We start from the raw sequence: 22946 nt of genomic DNA, 5'->3' as shown, positions 1-22946 counted from the left end.
CGTCAGTCTTTGTTCCTGGGCGCGACATTGGTGCCGGGCCGGATCAGACGCGTTCCGCGATCCGGCTTCTCAGAAATGCCAGCAGCAGGGATTCAGTCGTGCTCAATCCGGAATGGAGTTTCGCCCGCCGGCCGCGCCAGCTGCGGAAACGCTTCAGCATGTCCGCATCACCCGAGGCGAGCGCCAGAACGCGTGGATGGACATAACTCTTGCGGCATATGGCCGGCGTGTTGTGAAGTTCAGCCGCTGCGGCCTCGCACAGTGACTTGATGGTTGGGCGCTCGCCTGCATCCAGGGCCGCGAGGGCCGAACCGAAGGCCGCGACCGAGCCGCCCCAGGTGCGAAAGGATTTTGCCGAAATCGCCTGTCCGGAAATGGTCTTAAGATAGTCGTTGAGCCTGCCGGAATCGATCGCGGCGCGGCGCCCTTCTCCGTCCCGCCAGGCAAACAGCTGCCGCCCCGGAAGATCGGCGATCTCTTCCAGAACCTTCTGGAGACGCCTGTTCTTGAGCGTCTTCTGGACGCGGTTGCCGCCCTTCGCGACAAAGCGCAGCTTCAGCCGACCGTCTTCGATTTTCAGATGTCTCTTTTCGAGGGTCGTCGCGCCGAACGTCCGGTTTTCGATGGCGTAGCGCTCGTTTCCCACACGGATATGCGTGAGATCGAGAAGCATGACGAGCGCCGCAAGGACGACCTTCTCCGTGTCGGGACCATTGGCGAGGTCACGGGCAATCCGTCGGCGGATGCGTGGCAATGCGCTGCCCATCTGCTGGAGCTGGGCAAATTTCTGGCCGCTGCGATGCTCATGCCAGTCGGGGTGATAGCGATATTGCTTTCGCTTGCGCGCGTCGAAACCGGTTGCCTGAAGATGCCCGAGCGGATCGAGGCATATCCAGACATCGCTATAGGCCGGTGGAACGGCCAGTCCGTTTATCCTCAGGATCTCGGCCTTGTTGCGTAGCCGCTTGCCGTCCGGCGTATGGTAGCTGAAACCATCGGCGCCGGCGCGACGCGAGATCCCCGGCTCGCAATCGCTCGAGAACACGAGGCCCAGATGTGAGATCGCCTTGCGCCCGTTTTTCAACGGATTGCCAAGGCTAGACATCATGGACGATGCATCAACCGGCTGACCTGCCATGTTTTCCTCCCAGACGGAGGGAACAGATTGGGCGTGGAATTGTTCCTGACGGTGCGAAGAGGTTCGGGTCGAAAATCCGGCTTTGAAGGTGACCGCTCTGGTTCATCCAGATGCTCGTTGAAGGAATGAACATGGCTCCGACATCCGGAACAGAAGAAGAGGACGACGGCAAAATGCCGGCGGACGAAAATTCGGCTACGAATCATGACGACGAGCATTTGAGCCGGAACGAAAAGCAGGAAGTGGACGAACGCGCCCAGCTCAGGCCGGTCGCCGTTTACGAGATTGTCAGGAAGGAGGGGGAGTCGGAACTCGCCAGGCCGACCAGCAGCCTCCTGTGGTCGGGATTTGCAGCGGGTCTGTCCATCGGATTTTCGGTCTTCAGCCAGGCGGCGCTACGCCACTATCTCCCGGACGCGGACTGGCGACCGCTGGTGGAGTGCTGGGGCTACGCCGTCGGCTTCCTGATCGTCATTCTAGCCCGACAGCAGCTCTTCACCGAGATCACGCTGACCGCCATGCTGCCCTTTCTGGCGAAGCCGAACGTCAAATGCATGTGTGCCATCGCCAGGCTCTGGTCGCTCGTCTTTGCGGCCAATCTGGCCGGCACGCTGATTTTCGGAGCGGGAATCGCGTTCGACATCCTTCACACGCCCGAGGTCAGGGCCGCGGCGCTCGAGATCGCCCGGGAAGCCATGGAGCCCTCGCGCGGCTACATGTTCCTGCGCGCCATTGCGGCCGGCTGGCTGATCGCCACAGTCGTATGGCTGTTGCCGTCAGCGGAAAGCTCTCGTTTCCCGGTCATCGCGCTGCTGACCTATCTTATCGCCCTGTTCCACCTTTCGCACATTGTTGCCGGTTCGGTGGAAGCTGCTTCGCTCATCTTTTCCGGCGGTCTCGACGTGGGACCCGCCATCACCAATTTCTATCTTCCAACACTTTTCGGCAATGTGATCGGCGGCAGCGCTCTCTTTGCTCTCGTCAGCTACGCCCAGATTGCCGAAGAACTCGAGACGTCTGTCGATCAGAAATAGGAACGGGCACATCCGATGCAGGGTCGACTTCCCCTGCATCGGAGCAGCCTTGTCCGGCGAAACAAGGCGTTGTGGTCTAGGCCGCTCCAGCCGTGTTCCCCGTCAGCATTTCGATAACATCGGGCGGGATTGCCGCCATCACAGCCGGGCCAGGATTTGCATCATGACAATCACCACAAAGGTGGACCTTCGCGCCGCAAGACCATTCTGGGCCGCCACCCCGGACATCAGCGTCGAAACGCAGGCGCTCCCGGGACGCAGGGATTACGACGTGATCATCGTCGTGGCGGTGTTTCCGGTGCGATCGTTGCCCGGATGCTGGCAGGCGGCAACCGTCGCATTCTGGTCCTCGACAGACGATCGCCAGTCCATGGTTCGACGATGGCGAGCACCGCCATGATCCAATACGAGATCGATGTGCCGCTCTTCAAGCTCTCCGCAATGATCGGGGAAGACAAGGCCGTGAGGGCCTGGCGGAGGTCTGCCAGGGCCGTGAAGGATCTTGTCGATATGTTGAAGGACCATTCCATCGATTGCGCATTGGAGGAAAAGAAGACGCTCTTTCTCGCCGGCGACGACCTGGGCTACAGGGCGCTGCGCAAGGAAGCGGAATTGCGCGCTGCCAACGATCTCTCGGCGGAATATCTTGAGGGATCGCGGCTGGTTGAAGAATACCGGCTCGAAAGGACGGGTGCGATCCGCTCGGATTGTTCGGCCTCCGCCAATCCCGCTCGCATGACCGCGGGACTCTTCCGTTCGCTGTCGCAAGCCGACGTGACCGTGTGCAGTCCGGTCGAGATCACCGACTATCGGGAAAGCGGCAACGAAGTGGTGCTGGCGACTGCCGACGGTCAACTGCTTTCCGCGGGACACGCCGTCTTCTGCACCGGTTACGAATTTTTAAAGCCGATGCGGAGCCAGCACCACCAGGTCATGGCCACATGGGCTGTCGCGACACGCCCGCATGCACCGAGGCCGGCATGGCTAGGCTCTCACATCGTCTGGGAGGCGAGCGATCCGTATCTCTATTTCCGCGCCACGCCGGACGGTCGCATCATTGCCGGAGGCGAGGACGAAATAACGGCGGCAAACATCACCGATCCGGACATCATGAGGCGGAAGGTCGCCCGCATAGGCGACAAGCTCGAAGCGCTGCTTGGGCGGCGGGTCGGCAAATTCGCCTATCGGTGGTCGGCGCGTTTCGGAACGACGGATGACGGTCTTCCGATCATCGATCACGTGCCCGGATGCAGCCGGGTTCTCTCCGTCATGGGCTTCGGGGGAAATGGCATCACCTTCAGCATGATTGCCGGTCAGATCATAAAGAGCCGCATATCCGGCAAGTCCGATCCGGACAGCGATCTTTTCGCCTTTCGCTGACACGCGAGGTGCAGAAATGGCCTGGCTGGGCTTTGGGAAATTACTGGCTGACCGGCGAAATGCAGGGGCGGATCGCGCCGCTATAGGAGCGGTACGTATCGGTGCCGGTATCGTAGGAACGATAGCGGGACTGGCACCAGGCCACATGCGCCGGATCGCCGCCGGCATCCTTTTGAGCCATCGCCTGCTCGGTGGGATTGTTTGCCGAGCCGGGAAACGCGCATGTGCGAATTTCACCGCTATAGGCCCGGTATGTATTGGTTTGCGGGTCGTAGGAACGGTAACGGGCGCCGCACCAGGCAAGCTGTTCAGGCGACACCTGCGCGACGGTGCCACCGGATTGGTCATTGGTGTGCATTGCGTTGCGGTCTTCAGCCGACGCCGTTTCGCTAGCACTGTCGACAGGGAGCGTGGCAGACGTCGATTTGGGATTCAAAGACGCAAGTTCGATCGTCTTACGCTCGTCGTCTGTCACATAGGAAGAAAACCGTGGGGTCAAGCGCTCCAGGCTCTGTCTGGCAGTGTCGATGCGCACGGGTTTTGACACCCAAAGCTGATCGGATTCCATCGGACGTAGCGGGCTGCTGCCCGATGAAGGTGTGACCAGAGACGCCACCGCCACCCCCGTCCAGACCATTGCGATGGAACTGGCAATTCCAAAGGTAAGCGTTGCAGCCGAGCGCATTTGAACCTCCTGATAACCACGGATTTCGCTTATTCATCGGGCAGGCTTCAGAAGAACTTGAATATTGCGCCTGTTGCCTTGGCCCTCTTGCCTCAGCTCCAATACGCGTGGCTGGGTATATTTGTTCCCTTCGAGAATTTGTTTTCAGCTGGCTTTTCCTCTTTTTCTCGAAACGGCTGCAGGTATTTCGTATTTGACCGAGGAACAAACCGCTGACGACTTCGTTTCCACTAGGCCTACAAAGGAGAGATGTCATGAATGGAATTATTTATCTCGTTGGCCTGGTGGTCGTTGTGGGATTTATTCTCTCGATGCTCGGTTTTGCATGAGTGTCCGCTGACGACCAAGGTCTTGAAAGTGAGCCGAAGTGCCGGATAGGGCTTCGGCTCCTTTGCATTCGGAAGCCTTTAACGTCTTTTGCATCTAACCGTTTCCAGTACGCGGATCCGGTCGATGGTTTGCCCGACTGAAAGATGCGACCGTTCGACCTGGCGCGATGCCGCCAAATGGTGTCCGTGATTCAGGGTGAACCCACGGATGGTTTAAGCGCAAAGAAATCGGTGGCGAACTTGTCGTTATCCTCGGCCTTGCCGATGCTGACGCGGATGAAATCGCGGAAGCCTTCCTGACGCCACGGCTTGACGATGGTGCCCGTCTTCAGAAGCGCGGTTGCGACGGCGTCCGAGGGCTGGCCGGCGTCGAAGAAGAGAAAATTGCCCGCCGATGGAGCGACCCGGAAGCCCTTCCCCGTAAGCATCCGCGCCAGCCTCTCCCGTTCGGAGAGGATATAGCGCACACCGATCTGGACGTGGTCTTCGTCGGCTATGGCGGCCAGCGCGGCGGCCTGGGCGGCCGCGTTGATGTTGAACGGCGTGCGGACCCTGTCGAGGTAGGATTTGAATTCAGGGCTGCTGGCAATGCCGTAGCCGATCCGCAATCCCGCAAGGCCATAGGCTTTCGAGAGCGTCCGCAGGACAATCCAGTTGAGGCCCGACCCCTTCAGCTCTTCAAGCGCGGAGGGGAAATCCTCTTCCAGCGCCGCATATTCGAAATAGGCTTCGTCGACGACCAGCAGCGTGTCCGTCGACAGGGAACCGATCAGCCGGCGAAACGCGTCCGTGCCCAGCCAGGCGCCGACCGGGTTCATCGGGTTGGAGAAGATCAGCATCTTGGCGCGATTGCCTGCCTCGATCAGGGCGTCGAGCGGGATCGCGAAGTCGCTGCCGATGACGACCCGATCCACTGTCGCACCCATTGTCGTCGCATAATCCTCGTGAAGCGGAAACGAGGGATAGAGCGTCGCCACCACGTCGCCGGGGTTCAAGACCGCGCGGCAGACTGCGCCAATCAGGTCCTCCGAGCCGTTGCCGAAGATGATCGTCTGCGGATCGACGGACAATTTGTCGGCCAGCGCGGCGCCGACGCTGCGGGCCAGGGGGTCGGGATAGAGTGCGATCGACGTACCAAGCGCATTCATCGCCTGAACGGCCTGCGGCGACGGTCCGAACGGATTTTCGTTGGAGCCCAGCTTGGCGATGCTTGCGGGCTGGTAGGCCGCCATCACTTCCTCGATCGTCAGGCCGGCATTGTAGGGTGTCAGTGCCCGGACTTCATCGCGTATATGCTTGCCCAATGGCATGGTCTTCTCCCCTTCGCGGAAAGGATGTTGGATATGCGGCTACCCTCAGTTCTGCGAGGGAATGAAGTGTGCGGTCAGCGTCCATTTGTGGCCCGGATAGGTCAGCCGGGCGAAGGTCACCGGTTCGCCGGCGCGCCATGTGCGCCGCTCGATGGCGAGGCATGGCGCGCCGACGGCCATGTCGAGGTTTTTCGCCGTCGCCTCCGAAGCTTCTATGGCCGCGATCCGGTGTTCGGCCGCCGTCCATGGCACATGGTTGAGAAGCCAGGCGCCCGGCGACAGCGTCTTGAATTCCTCCTCTGCCGCATCCGGCACGGCGGCCAGATGTATGCTTCTCTCCTCCAGGCAGAATGGCTGTTCGTCCGCCAGATGCAGGCACTCGATGTCCAGCATCTGCTGCCGTTTGGATGGCTGCGATCCGGCTTCCTCATCCTTGGAAATCGGCCGGATGCGCCGCACCAGAATCTGATAGCGATATGGCAGGCCGAGTGCTTTCACCTCGTCCTTGACATCCGAGATCTCGAGGATGGCGCTGTGGGTTCGTTGCGGCAGAACGAAGCTTCCGGTCTTTCGGCGCCGGACGATCAGGCCGGCCCGGGCAAGCTGGGCCAGGACCTTGCTGACCGTCATGCGCGAGCACTGGTACTGCTCGGTCAGTGCGATTTCAGAGGGTACCCTGTGCCCGGGAGGCCAGGCGCCAGTCAGGATGTTCTGCTCGATTTCGCCGAGGATGCGCTGATGTAGTGACGGTGCGACGGTCGATGCCTTGGTTCTGTCCTTCATCGGATCATCTCGTCTCGCATCTCCTGTTGGGGCCGGTCCATCCTCAAAGCAGGGCGGACGCGCCGCGGTCCAGGTAGGTGTCCAGGAACTGTTCGAGCCGGGGATGGCGCGGCTTCTGGAAGACCTCCGACGGCGGGCCCTTGAAGAGCAGCTTTCCATGGTCGAGGAAGTTGATCTGGTTGGCGACAGAGGCGGCGAAACCGATTTCATGCGTGACGACGACCATCGTCATGCCTTCCTCCGCGAGGCTGCGCATGACGTTCAGCACTTCGCCGGTCAGTTCCGGGTCGAGGGCCGATGTCGCCTCGTCGAACAGCATGATCTTCGGTTGGCGTGCCAGCGCCCGGGCGATCGCCACGCGCTGCTGCTGGCCGCCGGAGAGCTGCGACGGGTAATGCGAGGCGCGGTGTTCCAGCCCGACCTTTTTCAGCTGGATCATGGCAAGCTCTTCGGCGTCGGCCTTCTTCATGCCGTCGACCGTCTTCAGCGCCTCGCTGACATTGCCGAGCGCGGTCATGTGCGGCCACAGGTTGAACTGCTGGAACACCATGCCGATCTGCGAGCGCACCTCACGGATGGAGGAGACGGGCAGCCGTTCGCGCACACCTTTTGCGTTCTCGAAGAAGCCCAGGGCCTGGCCATCGATCGAGATGGTGCCCTGCGTATGTTCCTCGAGGAAGGCGATGCATCTGAGCAGCGTGCTCTTGCCGGAGCCGGAGGGGCCGATCAGGCAGGCCACCTGGCCCTGTGCGACTTCAAGATCGATGTCCTGAAGAACGGTGACGTCTCCGAACGTCTTGGCGAGGTTTCTGACTTCGATGGCGGGTGTCGTCATGGCTAGGAGAACCTGTATCTGGAGAGCCGGGTTTCGGCGGCCCGGCCCAATCGGCCGGCCAGTTCCACCAGACCCCAATAGATGATGGCGAGCAGGAAGATGGCTTCGAGGAAGGCATATTGTTGGGAGCCGAGGGCGCTGATCGTCAGCGTCATCTCGGGAACGGTGATGATCGAGAGCACTGCCGTTTCCTTGAGAAGGATGATCGACATGTTGGTCGATGGCGGCAGAACCAGCATGGTCATCTCCGGCAGCAGAATCCGCCGGATGATCTGGCCACGGGTAAAGCCGAGGCATTCCGCAGCCTCGATGTGGCCCTTCGGCACCGCGACGAAGCCGGCGCGGAAGATCTCGCTGAAATAGGCCGCGCCGTAGATGCAGAGGCAGAACAGGCCGGCCGGAATGGGATCGAGCGCGATCCCGGCATAGGGGCCGCCATAATAGAGAAGAAAGATCTGTATCAGGAACGGCGTGCCGCGAAGAACCTCGACGCAAAGGGCGAGGGCCGCAGCGGCCGGCTTCGGACCGTAGCGCCGCACGACCGCCACGAAGAAGCCGAGGATCACGGCACCGATCGTGCCGCCGATCCAGAGCGACAGGGTCACCAGCGCTCCCCTGAAGATCGCCGGCAGGCTGGCAAGGATCAGATCGATATCGAAAGTCATCAGGCTTGCCCCGGCAGGTTTCGTTCGACGACGCGTCCGAGCAGCGCGACCACCCAGTTGATGATCAGGTAGAGCAGCCCGGCGGCGGCAAAGATCTGCAGCGGCTGGAAGGTGCTTGCTGACAGGTCCTGCGCCATGCGGGTCAGTTCGACGACGCCGACCACGGAAATCAGGGACGAGGATTTCAGGATCAGGATGGCTTCGTTGATCAGGGCGGGAAGCGTCATCCGCACGGCGAGCGGCACGCGGATGCGCGTGAAGGTCTGGCGCGGGTTCAATCCGGCCATGTCGGCGGATTCGATCAGGCCTGTCGGTACGCTTTCAAACCCGCCGCGCAGATTTTCCGCCTGGTAGGCCGACGTGCACAGCGCCAGGCCGGCGATTGCCGCGACCACGCTCGGCACGTTGATGCCGATGACCGGCAGGAGATTGTAAATCAGCAGCAGCTGCACCAGCAGCGGCACGCCGCGAAAGAAGCTGACATAGATGCGCGCAAGCTTCACCAGCCACCGCTTGCCCGAAAGCAGGCAGGCCGAAATCAGGATCGCCAGGATGAGGCCGATCACGATCGAGATGACGCTGATGACGACCGTGTGGACGGACGCCTGAACAAGCAGCCAGAACAATTTTGTAGACATTGCCTAGGTCGTCCGCATTGGTTCGACGGCGGAGGGGAGGAGGCCGGATGCTGAGCCTGTCGTGCCCGCGTCCGGCCTCCGGCCGATGAATGTCAGAGTGCGGGGTCCTTGACAAAATCCGGCGTGTCGAAGCTTGCGCCGAACCACTTCTTCTGGATCTCGGCGAGGCGGCCGTCGGCCTTGATCTTCAGCATGGCCTGGTCGATCGCGTCCATCAGCGATGCATGGTCGGCGTCCTTCATGCCCGGATAGCCGAAATAGGCCTTCACGCCGAAGGGTGGCAGCACGACGGCGAACGTGTCCGGACGCTGCTTGGCGACGAAGGAAATGTTCGGCAGGGAGTTGGCGACACCGGCGATGCGGCCGGCGGCGAGGTCGGCATAGGCTTCGGTGTTGCCGGGGTATTCGCGGATTTCGACCGGCTTGTCGAGCTTATCGCCGAAGGCCTTCAGCTGATCGAGCTGGGCGGAGGCCTTGCCGGCGCCGATTGCCTTGCCGGCAATGTCTTCCGGCTTGCTGATCGTGTCATCGCCGGCCTTCTTCAGGATGGCGACGGTGGCTTCGGCGATCGGCGGCGTGAAGCGGTAACGCTCGGTGCGGGCCTTGGTGATGGTTGCCGGACCGGCAACGATGTCGAACTTGCCGGCTTCGAGGCCAGGCAGAACGCCCTCCCACGGCAGGGCGACCCATTCGATCTTCACACCCAGTTCCTTGCCGATTTCGGCGAAGAGATCGACGTTGAGGCCGACATGATCGCCGGCGTCGATATAGTCGAACGGCGCGAAGGCGGTTTCCGTACCGACCTTCAGGACGCCGGAGCTCTTGACGCTTTCGAGGACGTCCGCCGCATGCGCGGTCAGCGACGAGGCAAGAATGATGGCGGTGGCTGCGGCCGCCTTCAGAATACGATTCATCCGCATGGTTCTCTCCAGTTTTCCCCGTGACGACAGGGGTGATTGTTCCCGGTTATGGCGCGGGTTTTGGTCCCGCTTCTGTATTTGACTATACAAATAGATCGAGAAGAAAACGATCTGTCAATATGCTTGTGTCGGATTCAGAAACGGCATCGATACCGGCCCGTGCGGTCGTCTGCCTAGCCCGCAACCTGAGGTGCGGACAGCTTCGCCTGCTCGCGCGAAATGCCGACAAGCCAGGACTTGAAGGCGGGGGCATGCGGCTTCTGAAGGGCGGCGCGATCCCATGCGAGCCAATAGCTTTCGGCAAGTTTCAGGCGGATGTCGAATGGTATGACGAGGCTTTTCGTCGCCAGTTCGTCGGTGATCATCGAGATCTGGGCGAGCACGATGCCGCGGCCGGCGACGGCGGCATCGATGGCGCCGCTCGAGAGCGTGAACGAAAGGCCGCTGTCCGTTCGGCTGAAGGGGGCGGAGATCAGGGACGCCCAGTCGGCCCAGCGCGGCGGCGGCTTATACATCGGATCCCAGGCGATGTAGAGAAGCGGCAGCGAGAACAGGTCCTCCGGCCGTTCAAGCGTATGTCCGACAAGAAGCTTCGGCGAGCACACCGGCACCGCCCAATCGGTGAAAAGCTCGACGAAATGCTCATGCGCCGCAATGGCTTCGCCATAGGTGATGCGGAAATCGGCGACATCTCGGCCCAGCCGCGGCTCGTTGTCCGTCCCGACGATCCGGATGTTGGATTCGGGGTGCTTTTCGTGCCAGTCGAAGATCCTCTGGCCGATCCAGCGTGAGGCCACCGACGGGAGGGCGCTCAGAATGATGGCGTCTGCGTTGCGAGCGCGGTGGATCATGTCCTCGGCACCGCGGATCAGCGAAAATCCCTTGGCGATCTCCTGATAGTAGAGCTTGCCCCAGGAGGTCAGTTCCACCGTCCGGCCTCTCCGCTCGATCAGCTTCACGCCGAGGTTTTCCTCGATGAGATGGACGTGCTGGCTGATCGCGCCCGGCGAAACGCCGAGGTCGCGCGCGGCGGCCGTGACGCCGCCGCAGCGGCCGACCGCCTCAAAGGCCTGCAGGTTTCTCAAGGATGGCTGTTCTGGCATGGGACACGTGGCGATTTTCCCAATAGTTTAGCTCAGCTAAAATTAAAAGCAACTCAGATTGCTTGTCTGGAAGCCGGATCGCGATGAACATCAGGGAGATCAAGAACGAAAGAGGGTAACATGTTTCTGAAAAACGCCTGGTACGCCGCCGCCTGGGACAATGAGGTCGGCCGGCAGTTGACCCCGATGAAGATCCTCGGCGAGCCTATTGTGCTCTACCGCACCGCGGACGGCCGGCCGGTGGCGCTGGAAGATGCCTGTCCGCACAGAAAGCTGCCGCTCTCGATGGGACGGTTGAAGGGCGACCAGGTCGAATGCGGCTATCACGGCCTGACGTTCGACTGTTCCGGCGCTTGTACCCGCGTGCCGGGTGCGGAGCGCATTCCGCATGTGGCGCAGGTCAGGTCCTATCCTGTCGAAGAGCGCTATGGCTTGGTCTGGATCTGGATGGGCGAGGCCGAGAAGGCCAATCCCGACGAGATTTTCGAAGTCGAGCACTATGACGACCCGACATGGGGCATCAATCGTGGCGACTCGATGCAGCTTGCCGCAAACTACCTCTACCTTACCGACAACCTGCTCGACCCCTCGCACGTCGCCTGGGTGCATCAGACCTCCTTCGCCAGTTCTGCATGCGAGGAGACGCCGCTGCAGACGACGATCAAGGATGATGGCGTCGTCGTATGGCGGTGGATGCTCGACAGCGAGCCGGCGCCCTTCTACGCGCCTTTCCTGCGGTTTTCCGGCAATTGCGACCGCAAGCAGCATTACGAGGTGCGCTATCCGTCGAACGCCATCATCAAGGCCATCTTCACGCCGGTCGGTACTGGCGGTGACGAGACCAACCTGCCGCCCAACGCCTTCTGGATGGACAGCTACAACTTCATGACGCCGGTCGACGAGAACAGCACCCGGTACTTCTGGTTCCAGATGCGCAATTTCGCACCCGATGACCCGGATGTTTCGGCCCGCTTCGCCAAGTCGGTTCGCGGCGCGTTCGAAGAGGACAAGGCAGTGCTCGAAGCCGTCCATCATGGAATGGCCAACAAGCACACACCCAACCTCGACCTCAAGATCGACGTCGGCCCGCTGCGCTTCCGCCGGCGTCTGGCGCAGTTGATCGAGGCGGAAAACACAGTGACGGCTGAAGCGGCGGAATGAGCGGCTTTCGCAAGTTCACCGTCGTCGAGAAGGTTAGAGAAAGCGCGGTCATCACGTCTTTCCTTCTCGAGCCGGCAAAGGAAGGGGACTGGCTGCCTTTCAAGGCAGGCCAGTTCCTGACGGTCAATATTCCCGCCCTCACGGGCGAAGCGGGCAGATCACTGCGCCGTACCTATACTGTGTCTTCGCCGCCGAGCCTTCATGGACGTTACCGGATCACGGTCAAGCGCGAGAGCGCTCCCGGTGTCGAGCACGCTTCGGCGCTGCTGCATGACACGGTCAATCCGGGCGACGAGCTCGAAATCGCGGGGCCGTCGGGTGATTTCACGCTCGATACAGACAGCCCGCGCGCGGTCCTCCTCTTGAGCGGAGGCGTCGGGCTGACGCCGATGATTTCGATGCTGCACGAGCTCGCGTACCAGAGCGACCGTCCGGTCTATTTCCTGCACGCCTGTGAGAATGGCGAGGTGCAGGCCCTGGACGACGAGGTGCGTGCGCTGCAAGGCATCAGGCCCGGCATCCACAGCCACATCTGTTACCGGATGCCGACGGATGAAGACCACGCCGCTGTCCGCTTCCAGACGGCGGGAACGATCACGCGCGAGGTCCTGCAGGGATTCCTGCCGCTTGACGATTACGACGTCTACATGTGCGGACCCGAGCCATTCATGCAGGCCATGTTCGAGCTCCTGACCGGTCTTGGAATTCGCGAAGAGCGGATCGCCTACGAGTTCTTCACGACCGGCAAGAAGCTCGGTGCGCCGACTCCAGCGCCGATCCGGAAGGATGAGGCGCCTGCCGCGCCGGCCGATGCGTCTTCCGGTCTCGCCATTCGTCTCTCGAAGTCGGAAAAGAACCTGATCTGGGACCCGTCCGCCTCCTCATTGCTTTCCTTCCTCGAGGACCAGGGCCTGTCGCCCGAGTTCAGCTGCCGTGCCGGGATCTGTGGTTCATGTAAGTGCAAGATTACCGAAGGAAGGGTGGAGCATTTCGAGGAACCGCTTGACGAGTTGGGCGAGAACGATGTTCTGCTTTGCTGCTCCAGGCCGCTGCAGCCACTGGTGCTGGACCTGTAACGCCCCCGAAGAAAGACACCGCCGTGAACGCGATCGATAACAGTGCCATCCTGCCCGCGGGTTTTCTCTCGTCACTCGAAGACGCGCTCGGACCGCGGAACGTGAAGACCGGCGCGGATGTGCCGGCCATCGATCCGGGCTGGCATCCAGACAATCTGCGCTGCGGTGTCATCGTCTATCCGGGCTCCACCGACCAGCTCTCAGCCGTCGTCCGGCTCTGCCGGGAACACCGCATCGCCATCGTGCCGCATGGCGGCAAGACCGGGCTGGTGGGCGGCGGCATCTCGAAGGCCGGCGAGATCGTCGTCAGCCTGGAACGCATGAACCGCATCGAGCGTCTCGATTCCATCGAGCAGGTCGCCGTCGTCGAGGCGGGCGCCATATTGCAGACCTTGCAGGAGGCGGCCGCCGTTGAGGGTCTCAGCCCCGGCATCGATCTCGCCGCCCGCGGATCGGCGACGATCGGCGGGATGGTGTCGACCAATGCCGGTGGCATCATGGCCTTCCGCAACGGCGTCATGCGGCACCGCGTTCTCGGGCTCGAGGCCGTCCTCGCCGATGGGAGCGTGTTCTCGGATCTGACCCGCGTCGTCAAGAATTCCGCTGGCTATGATCTCAAGCATCTCTTCATCGGCGCGGAAGGCACGCTCGGCATCGTGACGCGGGTCGCCGTGAAGCTGGAGCCGGTGGTGCCGGAGGCCGCGACCGCGCTCTTCGGGCTGCCGTCGCTCGCCGCCGTCTTCGCGCTGCTGACGAAGGCTCGCTGTCTCGGATCCGGCCAGCTTGCCGCCTGCGAAGCCATGTGGAGCGGCTTCTTCGGCTTTTCGGCCGCCAATCATGGCTGGAGCGCGCCGGGATATCGCACCGACAATCCGGTAAACCTTCTTCTTTCCTTTTCCGGATACGACGAAGCGCGCATAAGCGACGAGATTGCCGGCCTCTATGAGGCGATGCTGGAGCAATTCCCCGAAACCGAGGCGGTGCTGGCGAGCTCGCTTGCCCAGAGGGACGCACTCTGGCGGCTTCGGGAAGACACCGAACAGATCTATCACGCCTACCCGGCGGCCCCGTCCTACGACGTGTCGGTCCCGCTCTCCGAGACCGAGGCCTATGTGGCGCGTCTCGAAGAGGGCCTGCGGTTGGTCGATCCTGACCTGAAGCCCTTTATCTTCGGCCATATCGCCGACGGCAACCTGCACATCATCCTGAACCGGCGCGGTGGCGACATGCCCGCCGAAACGCTCGCCGCCGCAGAAGCCGTCATCTACAAGGACATCCGCTCCCTCGGCGGCTCGTTTTCGGCGGAACACGGCGTGGGCTCGAAACGCATCCACTCGCTGAACGAGACCGCCGACCCGGTGAAGCTGCACTGGATCGGCCAGATGAAGCGTCTGCTCGACCCGGATAGCCTCTTCAATCCCGGCAAGCTTGTGTTGTAGGAAGCCGCCAATCAGCACGGCAGCCTGGTCGCCGCCAGAGATGTGAATCGCGTTCAGCTTGCCGGTTCCGGCTCTGGATAAGCCTTCGACAGGTGCGACCAGAAATTTTCCATTGCCGAACTTCCGGGGATATCCCGGCGGAAGGCCAGGACATCGAGATTGACCTCCTCCAGGCCGTTATCCAGCGGAACAAGAGATCCGTTTTTGAGCTCTTCCGATACGGCGCTGTACGGCAGCCAGCCTATTCCCTTGCCCTGCTGGATCATGCGCTTGACGGCTTCGGACATCGAGTTTTCAAAGACCGCGTGCAGTTCGGGTGCCGACGACCGCATCTTGCGGATGAGGTCGGCCTGCACCTTTCCCAGAAAGCAATCCATGCTGTAGGACACGAGCGGTATTCCGGTCCTCTTGCGATCCATTTCCAGCGAGTAGAGCGCAGTCCCGTCCTCCTTCGTCTTCGTCACGAGAAGGAAGGGATCCGTTCCGATCTTTCTGGAAAGAAACCGCCCCGCCTGCAGCACCGGTGGCCCCAGCGGGTGGCCGTAGCAGAGCGCGATCTCGCATCTTCCGAGCGACAGCGCTTCGATGCAGTCGTAAAAATCGGTGGCGCTCATTCGGGTGATGAACGGCCCCGCCATTTTTTCGATGTTGGTCAGCAGCTCGGGAAAAATGCTGAGTGCGATGGTATGCAATGCGCTGAAGCTGATTGCCTCCGAACTCGCACTCGCCTGCTGGCGGCAATCGTCGCGCAGACGGTAAATTTCGCGCATCAGGTCGCGGCCGGTTTCGAAGAAAATTTCACCAGCTCTGGTCAGCTTGACCGGGAAGCTGCTTCTGTCGATGAGTTCGGTGCCCACCCAGTTTTCGAGAGCCTTGATGCGCCGGCTGAAGGCGGGTTGGGTCACGTGGCGCGCCGCGGCGGCGACGGAGAAATTGCGTACCGCCGCCAGTTCAACGAAATCCTCAAGCCAAATCAATTCCAAGCGTTGCCCTCGTCAAATGCGCATAGGTTATAAGGAAATGGCATTTGCCACAACGGGAGCCAGATGCATGATCGATGAAACACGCTTTCATCCAGCCTGTTTCATCGGAGCACCGCCAGCATGCGCACCGTTTACGTCAACGGCAATTATCTTCCTGAAAACGAAGCAACAATTTCCATCTTCGATCGTGGTTTCATTTTCGCCGACGCGGTCTATGAAGTGACCGCCGTCATCGATGGCAGGCTCGTCGATTTCCCCGGCCATCTTGCCCGTCTTCGCACCTCTTTGGCCGAGATCAAGCTGACCCTGACGATGGGCGACGACGCCTTGCTGGCCGCGCACCGGCAGCTGATTGAGCTCAACGGACTGGTGGAAGGCCTGATCTATCTGCAGGTGACACGCGGCGCGGCGGACCGTGATTTTCTCTTTCCCCCGGCAGGAACCGACGCGACGGTCATCATGTTCACCCAGAAGAAGACGTTGGTGGACAACCCGGTCGCCGAACGCGGGCAGCATGTGATCCTCGTGTCGGACGATCGCTGGCGCCGGCGCGACATCAAGACGGTTCAGCTGCTCTATCCGGTCCTCGCCAAGAACCTCGCCCGGGAAAAGGGCGCCGATGATGCCTGGATGGTCGAGGAGGGCTACGTCACCGAGGGCTGTTCCAACAATGCCTACATCGTCACGCAGGACGGCACGCTGGTCACCCGCCAACTGTCGAGCGACATTCTCGCGGGGATCACGCGTCACTCGGTTTTGAAATGCGCCTCCGACCTGCAGATCAAGGTGGAGGAACGTGCCTTTTCCGTCGAGGAAATCAGGAACGCCCGGGAAGCGTTTTCGACGTCGGCATCGGGTTTCGTCAATCCGGTCGTGAAGGTGGATGACACGCAGATCGGCAACGGTCTGCCCGGGCCGGTCGCCCGGCGATTGCGGGAAGTCTACATCGAAGCCAGCAAGGCGATGGCGCTCTGAGCGCTGCCACGAGGCTTCACTCCGCCCCATAGATGCCGATTTCGGGTTCGCCGCCCTCGCATTGGGCGGCGCGGTACATGCCGGGCGTGTTGAAGATCATCACGGGATCTCCGGATGTACCGACCGCTATGATGCCGCCGCGTCCGTCGATTTCCATGAGTTCCTTCATCACCTTGCGAGACGCGGCGTCCGCCAGCGACAGGCCTGCATATTCCATCAGCGCGGCGATATCGCGGGCGACTGTCAGCCGGATGAACATCTCGCCATGTCCGGTCGCCGAGACGGCGCAGGACCGGTTGCTGGCATAGGTTCCGGCCCCGATGAGCGGGCTGTCGCCGATCCGCCCGCGCCGCTTGTTGGTCATGCCGCCCGTCGAGGTGGCTGCCGCCACATTGCCCATGCGATCGCGCGCGACCGCGCCGACGGTTCCGTATTTATTGTCGTTGTGATCGAGCGAAACCTGGTTCTTTGCCATCGCCTTGCGCAGCTGTTCCAGCCGGAAATCCGTTATGAAATAGGTATTCGGGACCATGGCCGCGTTCTGCTCCCGGGCAAAGCGTGATGCCCCTTCGCCCGCCAGCATGACGTGGCTCGACCGTTCCATGACCAGGCGGGCGAGGCTCACGGGATTGCGGATGTCGGCAACGCCGGCCACAGCCCCGGCGGCAAGATCGGAGCCGCGCATGATCGCGGCGTCAAGCTCGGCTGTTTCATCGGCCGTGAGAACAGCGCCATATCCGGCATTGAATAGAGGATTGTCTTCCAGTGCGTTGACGGTGGCTTCCACCGCCACCTCGCTGGCGCCGCCGGATTCAAGCACCTCGCGCCCGCGCGCCAACGCATCGGCGAGACCCTTTCGATAGGCGCTTTCGCGCTCTGCCGTCATGCTTTCCTTCAATATGGTTCCGGCGCCACCATGTAGCGCGATCGCCCAGCCGTTGGCCATGTCTCGTTCTCGTCGTTTTCAAAGCAGTCGGCTCAGCCAAGCATGCGGCGCGCGTTCCATCAATGCTTGCTGCTATGCAAAGACGGCATACGACATGCCGACTTTGCCTTGGACAGCAAGGAAATAGCCGTCTTTGATAGGTTTATTGTGCGGCGCAACAGATCTAACAATTGCCGCCAAGGGGAACAATTTTGCATGGAAAACGGCGAGCCCGATGGGGTTGGACGTAACGGCAATCTGTTGGAAATCGAAGGCCTCGACATCGCGTTCGGCCACGGTCCGGCCACCTTCACGGCGGTTCGCAATCTTGACCTGTCGATAAGGCGCGGAGAGACCGTCGCGATCGTCGGCGAATCCGGCTCCGGCAAGTCTGTCAGCGCGCTGTCCATCATGCGGCTCGTCGAATTCGGTGGCGGACGGATTGCCGGCGGTTCGATCCGGCTTCAAAGGCGGGATGGCTCGGTCACGTCGATCGAGACCTTGCCGGAGGAGCAAGTGCGCGGGATCCGCGGCGATGAGATTGCCATGATCTTTCAGGAACCGATGACCTCTCTCAATCCGGTTCTGCTGATCGGCGATCAGATCATCGAGGCGATCGTCACCCACCAGGACAAGACGAAGAAGGAAGCAAGCCGGATCGCTCTGGACATGCTGGAGACGGTGCGCATTCCGAATGCAGCAGCCGTGATGAAGCGCTATCCGCATCAGCTTTCCGGCGGCATGCGCCAGCGCGTCATGATCTCGCTCGCGCTCTGCTGCAATCCCCAGCTCCTGATCGCCGACGAGCCGACGACGGCGCTCGACGTCACAATCCAGGCCCAGATCCTTCGCCTCATCCGTGATCTTCAGAAGAAGACCGGCATGTCGGTTTTGTTCATCACCCACGATATGGGCGTAGTGGCCGAGGTCGCCGACCGGGTCGTGGTCATGTACCGTGGCGAGAAGGTCGAGGAAGGCAATGTGGAAACGGTGTTCAAGACACCTCAGCACGCCTACACGAAGGCGCTCCTCAACGCCGTGCCCCGTCTCGGCGCGATGCGCGGCACGACCTCGCCGGCGCCCTTCGAGCATCTGGCGTTCGGCGACAGGAAGGCGGCCGCTGCCGCTGCGGGAGACGCGCCGCGCGTCGACTACAAGGCTCCGCCGCTCCTTTCGGTACGGGGCCTGACGACGCGCTTCGATATTACGGGTGGCCTGTTCGGACGCACCCAGTCCCGGGTCCATGCGGTCGAAGGGATCGATCTCGACATATGGCCGGGCGAGACGCTTGGCATGGTCGGGGAATCGGGATGCGGAAAGTCGACCACCGGCCGGTCGCTGCTGCGCCTGGTCGGATCGAGCTACCAGTCGTTCATGTTCGACAACCACAACATGTCGGACCTCGCCAAAGCCGATCTTCAGCGCCTGCGCCGGCAGGTGCAGTTCATCTTTCAGGACCCCTATGCTTCTCTCAATCCGCGCCTGACGGTCGGATTCTCGATCTGCGAGCCGATGCTGATACACGGCATTGAAAACAAGGCCAACGCCATGGATCGCGCAGTCTGGCTGCTCGAGCAGGTGGGGCTGCAGGCCGACCATGCGCAGCGGTATCCGCACGCCTTCTCCGGCGGTCAGCGGCAGCGCATCGCGATTGCCCGGGCTCTGTCCACCAATCCGAAGCTGATCATCGCCGACGAGGCGGTCTCGGCGCTCGACGTCTCGGTCCAGGCCCAGGTCATCAATCTGATGATCGATCTGCAGCGGCGTTTCGGGATTTCCTATCTGTTCATATCGCACGACATGGCCGTCGTTGAGCGGATCAGCCATCGGGTCGCGGTTATGTATCTCGGGCAGATCGTCGAGCATGGCCCCCGCCAGCACGTCTTTGAAAATCCGCAGCACAGCTACACCAGGCGCCTGATGTCGGCCGTCCCGATCCCCGACCCCGCTCTGCGCGACAGAGACCGTCCGTTGATAACCGGCGAAATCCCGAGCCCGGTCCGGGCTCTCGATGATCCTCCACAATTGGTTCAGTTCGACGAAGTCGACAAGGCGCACTTCGTTGCTCGTGAGATGCACGCATAAATCAACAACAAAGTCATAATCCCAGAAGGAGAGAACAAAATGAATTTAATCAGGAAACTGAGCCTCGGTACGGCGCTTGTCGTCGGCCTTGCCATGCTGCCGGCCGTTGCCGGCGCTGCCTCGCTCAAGATCGCGATGGACTCCGACGTCGATACGCTCGACCCGCAGGACAGCACGGCCAATGCGGTCGCATCCGTCTCCTCAGGCATGATGGAGCGCCTGATCGGCTTCGACAAGGACATGAAGCTGGTGCCGATGCTGGCGACGAGTTGGGAAGTGAACGACAACGCCACGGAGTTCACGTTTCGTCTGCGTCAGGACGTGATGTTTCATGACGGCACTCCCTTCAATGCCGAGGCCGTCAAGGTCAACATGGATCGCCTGGCCGACCAGTCGCAGGGGCTGAAGCGCAACGGTATGATGCGCATTGTCAAGTCGACGGACGTGCTCGACGAATACACTGTCCGCATCAACCTTTCCGAGCCCTTCGGCGCCATGCTGGCAACGCTCGCGCATCCGTCGATTGTCATGGAAAGCCCGGCGGCGCTCGCCAAATACGGCAAGGACGTCAGCAAGCATCCCGTCGGAACGGGTCCGTTCAAATTCAAGGAATGGGTTCCGGGCGAGCATCTGACGGTCGAGAAATTCGACGGATACTGGAAGAAGGGCTGGCCGAAGGTCGACGACGTGACTTTCCTGAAGGTCAAGGAGGCAGCGACCGGCGTTGCGATGTTGCGGGCCGGTGAGGTGCAGTATGTCGACAACATGTCGCCGGAACTGGTTAAGTCCATACAAGCGGAATCCGGCTACAAGGTTCTCGAGGTGCCGGGCATCACGGTGTGGACCGCATCGATGAACATGCTGAAGAAGGAATTCCAGGATCCGCGCGTCCGCGAGGCCTTCAACCTCGCCATCGACAAGCAGGCCTTTGTCCAGGTCGTCTTCTCCGGACACGGCAAGGTTCCGGATTCCCCGCTTGCTCCCAACACGGCCTTCTACTCCGCCCAGCAGCCCTATCCGCACGACGTCGAGAAGGCCAAGGCGTTGATGAAGGAAGCCGGCTATGGAGACGGTTTCAAGATCGAGGCCTGGGCCCGCAATACGACCAAGGAAACGCGCATCCTGCAGATGCTCAAGCAGCAGCTTGCGAAGATCAATGTCGATGTCGAGATCTTCCCGCTGGAACCGGCGACCCGCTCCGCCAAGCTGTTTGGCGATGTGAAGCCGGAAGATCAGCCCTTTGGCCTGGCGGTCGGCGGCTGGTCGCCTTCCACGGGTGACGCCGACTGGCACCTGCGTCCGGTCTACGGCACGGAGGGCTGGGTTCCGAAGATCTACAACATGGGCTTCTACTCGAACTCCGATGTGGACAAGGACATCGAGACGGGCCTGAGCTCGGCCGACGACAAGATCCGCGGCGACGCCTATGCCGATGCGCAGAAGCGGATCTGGGATGACAAGCCGGTCATCTGGCTCGCCGTCGACAACAAGCTCGCCGGCGCGACGGCCAATCTCGAAGGTGTTTACCCGATGCCCGACGGCACGATGGTCTACGCCGACGCGGATTTCAAATAAGCAACCGCAAAGCGACCCGGCGGGCTGAACCCGCCGGGCTCCCTTTCAGGAACCGGCTGATGACAAGCTACATTTTACGGCGTCTGCTGGCGTTGATCCCTGTTCTGGCGATCATCTCCCTTTTCGTCTTCTCATTCGTGCACGTGTTGCCCGGCGATCCGGCGAGAATGCTGGCGGGCGAACAGGCGACGATCGATGACGTGAACGCGCTGCGCAAGAAGCTCGGCCTCGACCAACCCCTGTTCATCCAGTATTTCGGCTTCCTGAAAAACCTCGCCACCGGCGAACTCGGCAATTCTCTGCGAACCGGCGAACCGGTCTACGACATGCTGGCGCGCGCCTTCATGCCGACGTTCTGGCTGTCGATCTGTGCCATCGGCTGGTCGATGGTCTTCGGGCTTCTGATCGGGGTCTTCTCCGCCGTCCGGCATGGCAAGCTGCAGGACAAGCTTGGGATGGTGATCGCGGTTTCGGGTATTTCCATCCCCAATTTCTGGCTCGGCATCCTGTTGATGCAGCTCTTCTCGCTCAAGTTCAAATGGCTGGCGACGAGCGGTTTCGAAAAGCCGAGCGACCTGATCCTGCCGTCCATCACGCTCGGCACCACGGTTGCCGCCGTCATGGCCCGCTTCACACGCTCCGCGCTGATCGAGGTGGTCCGCGAGGACTACATCCGCACCGCCCGTGCCAAGGGGCTGGCCCCACGCCTCGTGATCTGGAAACACGCGCTGCGCAATGCGCTGATCCCGATCGTGACCATGACCGGACTGCAGTTCGGATTTCTGCTCGGCGGCTCCATCGTGGTGGAGCGGGTGTTCCGCTGGCCGGGGCTTGGCTCCATCCTGGTGGAGGCGGTCGCCTACCGCGATTACGCGGTCATCCAGGCGGAGCTCATGCTCTTTTCGCTCGAGTTTCTGCTGATCAATCTCGTCGTCGATATTCTCTACGCGCTGATCAACCCCGCAATCCGGTACAAGTGAGGCTCACCGTCCATGACAGACACGACAGAGATCACTCTACCTGAAATGGTCGCCTCAACCACCAGGGCAACTCTGCGCTCCCCGCTCGGAGAATTTTGGCGGCGGATGCGCAAGGAGAAACTGGCGCTCGCGGCCGGCATCGTGCTTCTCGCCATGCTCGTTGCTGCCTTTCTGGCGCCTCCTTTCATGCCCTTCGGGCCGGACGATTATGACTACGAACAGACCCTTGCCGGCCCGACGCTCGCCCATTGGGCCGGCACCAACGAATTCGGACAGGACATTCTCGTGCGAATTCTTTCGGGCGCCAAGCTTTCGCTCTACATCGGCTTTGCATCGGTGGCCGCCGGCGCGGTCCTCGGCATATTCCTCGGCCTGATCGCCGGATATTACGCCGGCTGGCTCGATGCCGTGATCATGCGCTTGTGTGACGTGCTGTTTGCCTTTCCGGGCATTCTGCTGGCGATCGGCATCATCGCTGTCCTCGGCCCCGGCCTCAACAATGTGATCATAGCAGTCGCGATCTTCTCCGTTCCTGCCTTCGCGCGGATCGTTCGCGGCGGAACACTGGGATTGAAGCAGACGACCTATGTCGAGGCCGCCCGTGCCGCCGGCGCCTCCGACGGGATCATCATGTTCCGCCATATCCTGCCGGGTGTCATGGGCAGCGTGATTGTCTACCTCACCATGCGCATCGGTTCGTCGATGCTGACGGCCGCAAGCCTGTCCTTCATGGGTCTCGGCGTCGAGCCTTCCACATCGGAATGGGGCGCGATGCTGTCGGCGGGGAGGGAATACATCATGGCCGGCGCGTGGCACCTGACCTTCTTTCCCGGCCTCGCCATCTTTATCACCGTTCTGTGTTTCAATGTTCTGGGCGACGGGCTACGGGATGCCCTTGATCCGAAACTGAACGATTCGAGATGAGGC

Annotated in this window: 22 protein-coding genes; 11 read left to right on the top strand and 11 right to left on the bottom strand. The window is 61.4% G+C overall.

Going from position 1 to position 22946, the window contains the following annotated elements; genetic code table 11:
- Positions 1-43: 43 nt before the first annotated feature.
- On the bottom strand, positions 44-1105 hold the full coding sequence (locus ACU5AY_RS17235) for a DNA topoisomerase IB (RefSeq protein ID WP_446829049.1): 1062 nt from the start codon (positions 1103-1105) through the stop codon (positions 44-46).
- Between the two features lie 164 nt (positions 1106-1269).
- On the opposite strand from ACU5AY_RS17235, the gene ACU5AY_RS17230 reads away from it, so the two are divergent.
- The 3 genes from ACU5AY_RS17230 to ACU5AY_RS17220 all read left to right on the top strand — a co-directional run bounded on the left by ACU5AY_RS17230 (position 1270) and on the right by ACU5AY_RS17220 (position 3552).
- Positions 1270-2172, top strand: a complete 903-nt coding sequence (locus ACU5AY_RS17230) for a formate/nitrite transporter family protein (RefSeq protein ID WP_446827124.1) — start codon at positions 1270-1272, stop codon at positions 2170-2172.
- A 163-nt stretch (positions 2173-2335) separates the two neighbouring features.
- A complete protein-coding gene (locus tag ACU5AY_RS17225; RefSeq protein WP_446827123.1) occupies positions 2336-2572 on the top strand; it encodes a hypothetical protein in 237 nt (78 codons plus the stop codon).
- Positions 2488-3552: an NAD(P)/FAD-dependent oxidoreductase gene (locus ACU5AY_RS17220; RefSeq protein WP_446827122.1), complete on the top strand. Its 1065-nt coding sequence runs from the start codon at positions 2488-2490 to the stop codon at positions 3550-3552. Before ACU5AY_RS17225 ends, ACU5AY_RS17220 begins: the two co-directional genes overlap by 85 nt.
- Before the next feature lie 40 nt (positions 3553-3592).
- Here the strand turns inward: ACU5AY_RS17220 and ACU5AY_RS17215 are convergent, their stop codons facing one another.
- The 8 genes from ACU5AY_RS17215 to ACU5AY_RS17180 all read right to left on the bottom strand — a co-directional run bounded on the left by ACU5AY_RS17215 (position 3593) and on the right by ACU5AY_RS17180 (position 10820).
- Positions 3593-4237 (bottom strand): BA14K family protein, encoded by a 645-nt coding sequence (locus ACU5AY_RS17215; RefSeq protein ID WP_446827121.1) that lies wholly within the window; start codon positions 4235-4237, stop codon positions 3593-3595.
- A gap of 520 nt (positions 4238-4757) precedes the next feature.
- Positions 4758-5876, bottom strand: coding sequence for a histidinol-phosphate transaminase (gene hisC / locus ACU5AY_RS17210; RefSeq protein WP_446827120.1), 1119 nt, complete (start codon positions 5874-5876; stop codon positions 4758-4760).
- 45 nt (positions 5877-5921) lie between these two features.
- A complete protein-coding gene (gene hutC, locus ACU5AY_RS17205; protein ID WP_446827119.1) occupies positions 5922-6659 on the bottom strand; it encodes a histidine utilization repressor in 738 nt (245 codons plus the stop codon).
- A 43-nt stretch (positions 6660-6702) separates the two neighbouring features.
- Positions 6703-7494, bottom strand: a complete 792-nt coding sequence (locus ACU5AY_RS17200; protein ID WP_446827118.1) for an amino acid ABC transporter ATP-binding protein — start codon at positions 7492-7494, stop codon at positions 6703-6705.
- A 2-nt stretch (positions 7495-7496) separates the two neighbouring features.
- Entirely contained in the window at positions 7497-8159 is a 663-nt protein-coding gene (locus ACU5AY_RS17195) for an amino acid ABC transporter permease (protein WP_446827117.1), read from the bottom strand.
- On the bottom strand, positions 8159-8797 hold the full coding sequence (locus ACU5AY_RS17190) for an amino acid ABC transporter permease (RefSeq protein WP_446825889.1): 639 nt from the start codon (positions 8795-8797) through the stop codon (positions 8159-8161). Before ACU5AY_RS17190 ends, ACU5AY_RS17195 begins: the two co-directional genes overlap by 1 nt.
- A 92-nt stretch (positions 8798-8889) precedes the next feature.
- On the bottom strand, positions 8890-9717 hold the full coding sequence (locus ACU5AY_RS17185; RefSeq protein ID WP_446827116.1) for a transporter substrate-binding domain-containing protein: 828 nt from the start codon (positions 9715-9717) through the stop codon (positions 8890-8892).
- Between the two features lie 173 nt (positions 9718-9890).
- Complete coding sequence (locus tag ACU5AY_RS17180; RefSeq protein ID WP_446827115.1) at positions 9891-10820, bottom strand: LysR family transcriptional regulator; 930 nt, start codon at positions 10818-10820, stop codon at positions 9891-9893.
- Positions 10821-10940: 120 nt separating this feature from the next.
- Between ACU5AY_RS17180 and ACU5AY_RS17175 the strand changes: the two genes are divergently transcribed.
- From ACU5AY_RS17175 to ACU5AY_RS17165, 3 genes are read left to right on the top strand one after another with little or no spacing between them, the layout of a single operon-like run.
- Positions 10941-11981: an aromatic ring-hydroxylating dioxygenase subunit alpha gene (locus ACU5AY_RS17175; protein WP_446827114.1), complete on the top strand. Its 1041-nt coding sequence runs from the start codon at positions 10941-10943 to the stop codon at positions 11979-11981.
- Positions 11978-13057, top strand: a complete 1080-nt coding sequence (locus tag ACU5AY_RS17170) for a 2Fe-2S iron-sulfur cluster-binding protein (RefSeq protein ID WP_446827113.1) — start codon at positions 11978-11980, stop codon at positions 13055-13057. Before ACU5AY_RS17175 ends, ACU5AY_RS17170 begins: the two co-directional genes overlap by 4 nt.
- Before the next feature lie 23 nt (positions 13058-13080).
- Complete coding sequence (locus ACU5AY_RS17165; RefSeq protein WP_446827112.1) at positions 13081-14496, top strand: FAD-binding oxidoreductase; 1416 nt, start codon at positions 13081-13083, stop codon at positions 14494-14496.
- Positions 14497-14549: 53 nt separating this feature from the next.
- Here the strand turns inward: ACU5AY_RS17165 and ACU5AY_RS17160 are convergent, their stop codons facing one another.
- Positions 14550-15479, bottom strand: a complete 930-nt coding sequence (locus tag ACU5AY_RS17160; protein WP_446827111.1) for a LysR family transcriptional regulator — start codon at positions 15477-15479, stop codon at positions 14550-14552.
- Positions 15480-15599: 120 nt separating this feature from the next.
- Between ACU5AY_RS17160 and ACU5AY_RS17155 the strand changes: the two genes are divergently transcribed.
- Complete coding sequence (locus ACU5AY_RS17155; RefSeq protein WP_446827110.1) at positions 15600-16454, top strand: D-amino-acid transaminase; 855 nt, start codon at positions 15600-15602, stop codon at positions 16452-16454.
- A 16-nt stretch (positions 16455-16470) separates the two neighbouring features.
- Here ACU5AY_RS17155 and ACU5AY_RS17150 read toward each other — a convergent pair whose 3' ends face one another.
- Positions 16471-17400 carry an isoaspartyl peptidase/L-asparaginase family protein gene (locus ACU5AY_RS17150; protein WP_446827109.1) on the bottom strand — a complete coding sequence of 310 codons (930 nt, stop codon included), beginning with the start codon at positions 17398-17400 and terminating at the stop codon, positions 16471-16473.
- Positions 17401-17595: 195 nt separating this feature from the next.
- On the opposite strand from ACU5AY_RS17150, the gene ACU5AY_RS17145 reads away from it, so the two are divergent.
- The 4 genes from ACU5AY_RS17145 (at position 17596) to ACU5AY_RS17130 (ending at position 22943) form a co-directional block, all read left to right on the top strand.
- Positions 17596-19464, top strand: a complete 1869-nt coding sequence (locus tag ACU5AY_RS17145; RefSeq protein ID WP_446827108.1) for an ABC transporter ATP-binding protein — start codon at positions 17596-17598, stop codon at positions 19462-19464.
- Positions 19465-19503: 39 nt separating this feature from the next.
- Positions 19504-21039, top strand: coding sequence for a glutathione ABC transporter substrate-binding protein (locus tag ACU5AY_RS17140; RefSeq protein WP_446827107.1), 1536 nt, complete (start codon positions 19504-19506; stop codon positions 21037-21039).
- Between the two features lie 59 nt (positions 21040-21098).
- The gene (locus ACU5AY_RS17135) at positions 21099-22019 is read left to right on the top strand and encodes an ABC transporter permease subunit (RefSeq protein WP_446827106.1); all 921 of its coding nucleotides are present in this window, start codon (positions 21099-21101) and stop codon (positions 22017-22019) included.
- Positions 22020-22124: 105 nt separating this feature from the next.
- Positions 22125-22943, top strand: coding sequence for an ABC transporter permease subunit (locus ACU5AY_RS17130; protein ID WP_446827105.1), 819 nt, complete (start codon positions 22125-22127; stop codon positions 22941-22943).
- Positions 22944-22946 lie beyond the last annotated feature (3 nt).

The sequence above is a fragment of the Rhizobium sp. PAMB 3174 genome, assembly GCF_052908375.1.
This window is presented reverse-complemented; position numbering and strand designations above follow the sequence as displayed.

What these genes read in the sequence shown, in the direction of transcription:
- ACU5AY_RS17235 (WP_446829049.1), bottom strand. Translation starts at nt 1,105, where the DNA reads ATGTCTAGCCTTGGCAATCCGTTGAAAAACGGGCGCAAGGCGATCTCA.
- ACU5AY_RS17230 (WP_446827124.1), top strand. Translation starts at nt 1,270, where the DNA reads ATGGCTCCGACATCCGGAACAGAAGAAGAGGACGACGGCAAAATGCCG.
- ACU5AY_RS17225 (WP_446827123.1), top strand. Translation starts at nt 2,336, where the DNA reads ATGACAATCACCACAAAGGTGGACCTTCGCGCCGCAAGACCATTCTGG.
- ACU5AY_RS17220 (WP_446827122.1), top strand. Translation starts at nt 2,488, where the DNA reads ATGCTGGCAGGCGGCAACCGTCGCATTCTGGTCCTCGACAGACGATCG.
- ACU5AY_RS17215 (WP_446827121.1), bottom strand. Translation starts at nt 4,237, where the DNA reads ATGCGCTCGGCTGCAACGCTTACCTTTGGAATTGCCAGTTCCATCGCA.
- hisC (WP_446827120.1), bottom strand. Translation starts at nt 5,876, where the DNA reads ATGCCATTGGGCAAGCATATACGCGATGAAGTCCGGGCACTGACACCC.
- hutC (WP_446827119.1), bottom strand. Translation starts at nt 6,659, where the DNA reads ATGAAGGACAGAACCAAGGCATCGACCGTCGCACCGTCACTACATCAG.
- ACU5AY_RS17200 (WP_446827118.1), bottom strand. Translation starts at nt 7,494, where the DNA reads ATGACGACACCCGCCATCGAAGTCAGAAACCTCGCCAAGACGTTCGGA.
- ACU5AY_RS17195 (WP_446827117.1), bottom strand. Translation starts at nt 8,159, where the DNA reads ATGACTTTCGATATCGATCTGATCCTTGCCAGCCTGCCGGCGATCTTC.
- ACU5AY_RS17190 (WP_446825889.1), bottom strand. Translation starts at nt 8,797, where the DNA reads ATGTCTACAAAATTGTTCTGGCTGCTTGTTCAGGCGTCCGTCCACACG.
- ACU5AY_RS17185 (WP_446827116.1), bottom strand. Translation starts at nt 9,717, where the DNA reads ATGCGGATGAATCGTATTCTGAAGGCGGCCGCAGCCACCGCCATCATT.
- ACU5AY_RS17180 (WP_446827115.1), bottom strand. Translation starts at nt 10,820, where the DNA reads ATGCCAGAACAGCCATCCTTGAGAAACCTGCAGGCCTTTGAGGCGGTC.
- ACU5AY_RS17175 (WP_446827114.1), top strand. Translation starts at nt 10,941, where the DNA reads ATGTTTCTGAAAAACGCCTGGTACGCCGCCGCCTGGGACAATGAGGTC.
- ACU5AY_RS17170 (WP_446827113.1), top strand. Translation starts at nt 11,978, where the DNA reads ATGAGCGGCTTTCGCAAGTTCACCGTCGTCGAGAAGGTTAGAGAAAGC.
- ACU5AY_RS17155 (WP_446827110.1), top strand. Translation starts at nt 15,600, where the DNA reads ATGCGCACCGTTTACGTCAACGGCAATTATCTTCCTGAAAACGAAGCA.
- ACU5AY_RS17150 (WP_446827109.1), bottom strand. Translation starts at nt 17,400, where the DNA reads ATGGCCAACGGCTGGGCGATCGCGCTACATGGTGGCGCCGGAACCATA.
- ACU5AY_RS17145 (WP_446827108.1), top strand. Translation starts at nt 17,596, where the DNA reads ATGGAAAACGGCGAGCCCGATGGGGTTGGACGTAACGGCAATCTGTTG.
- ACU5AY_RS17140 (WP_446827107.1), top strand. Translation starts at nt 19,504, where the DNA reads ATGAATTTAATCAGGAAACTGAGCCTCGGTACGGCGCTTGTCGTCGGC.
- ACU5AY_RS17135 (WP_446827106.1), top strand. Translation starts at nt 21,099, where the DNA reads ATGACAAGCTACATTTTACGGCGTCTGCTGGCGTTGATCCCTGTTCTG.
- ACU5AY_RS17130 (WP_446827105.1), top strand. Translation starts at nt 22,125, where the DNA reads ATGCGCAAGGAGAAACTGGCGCTCGCGGCCGGCATCGTGCTTCTCGCC.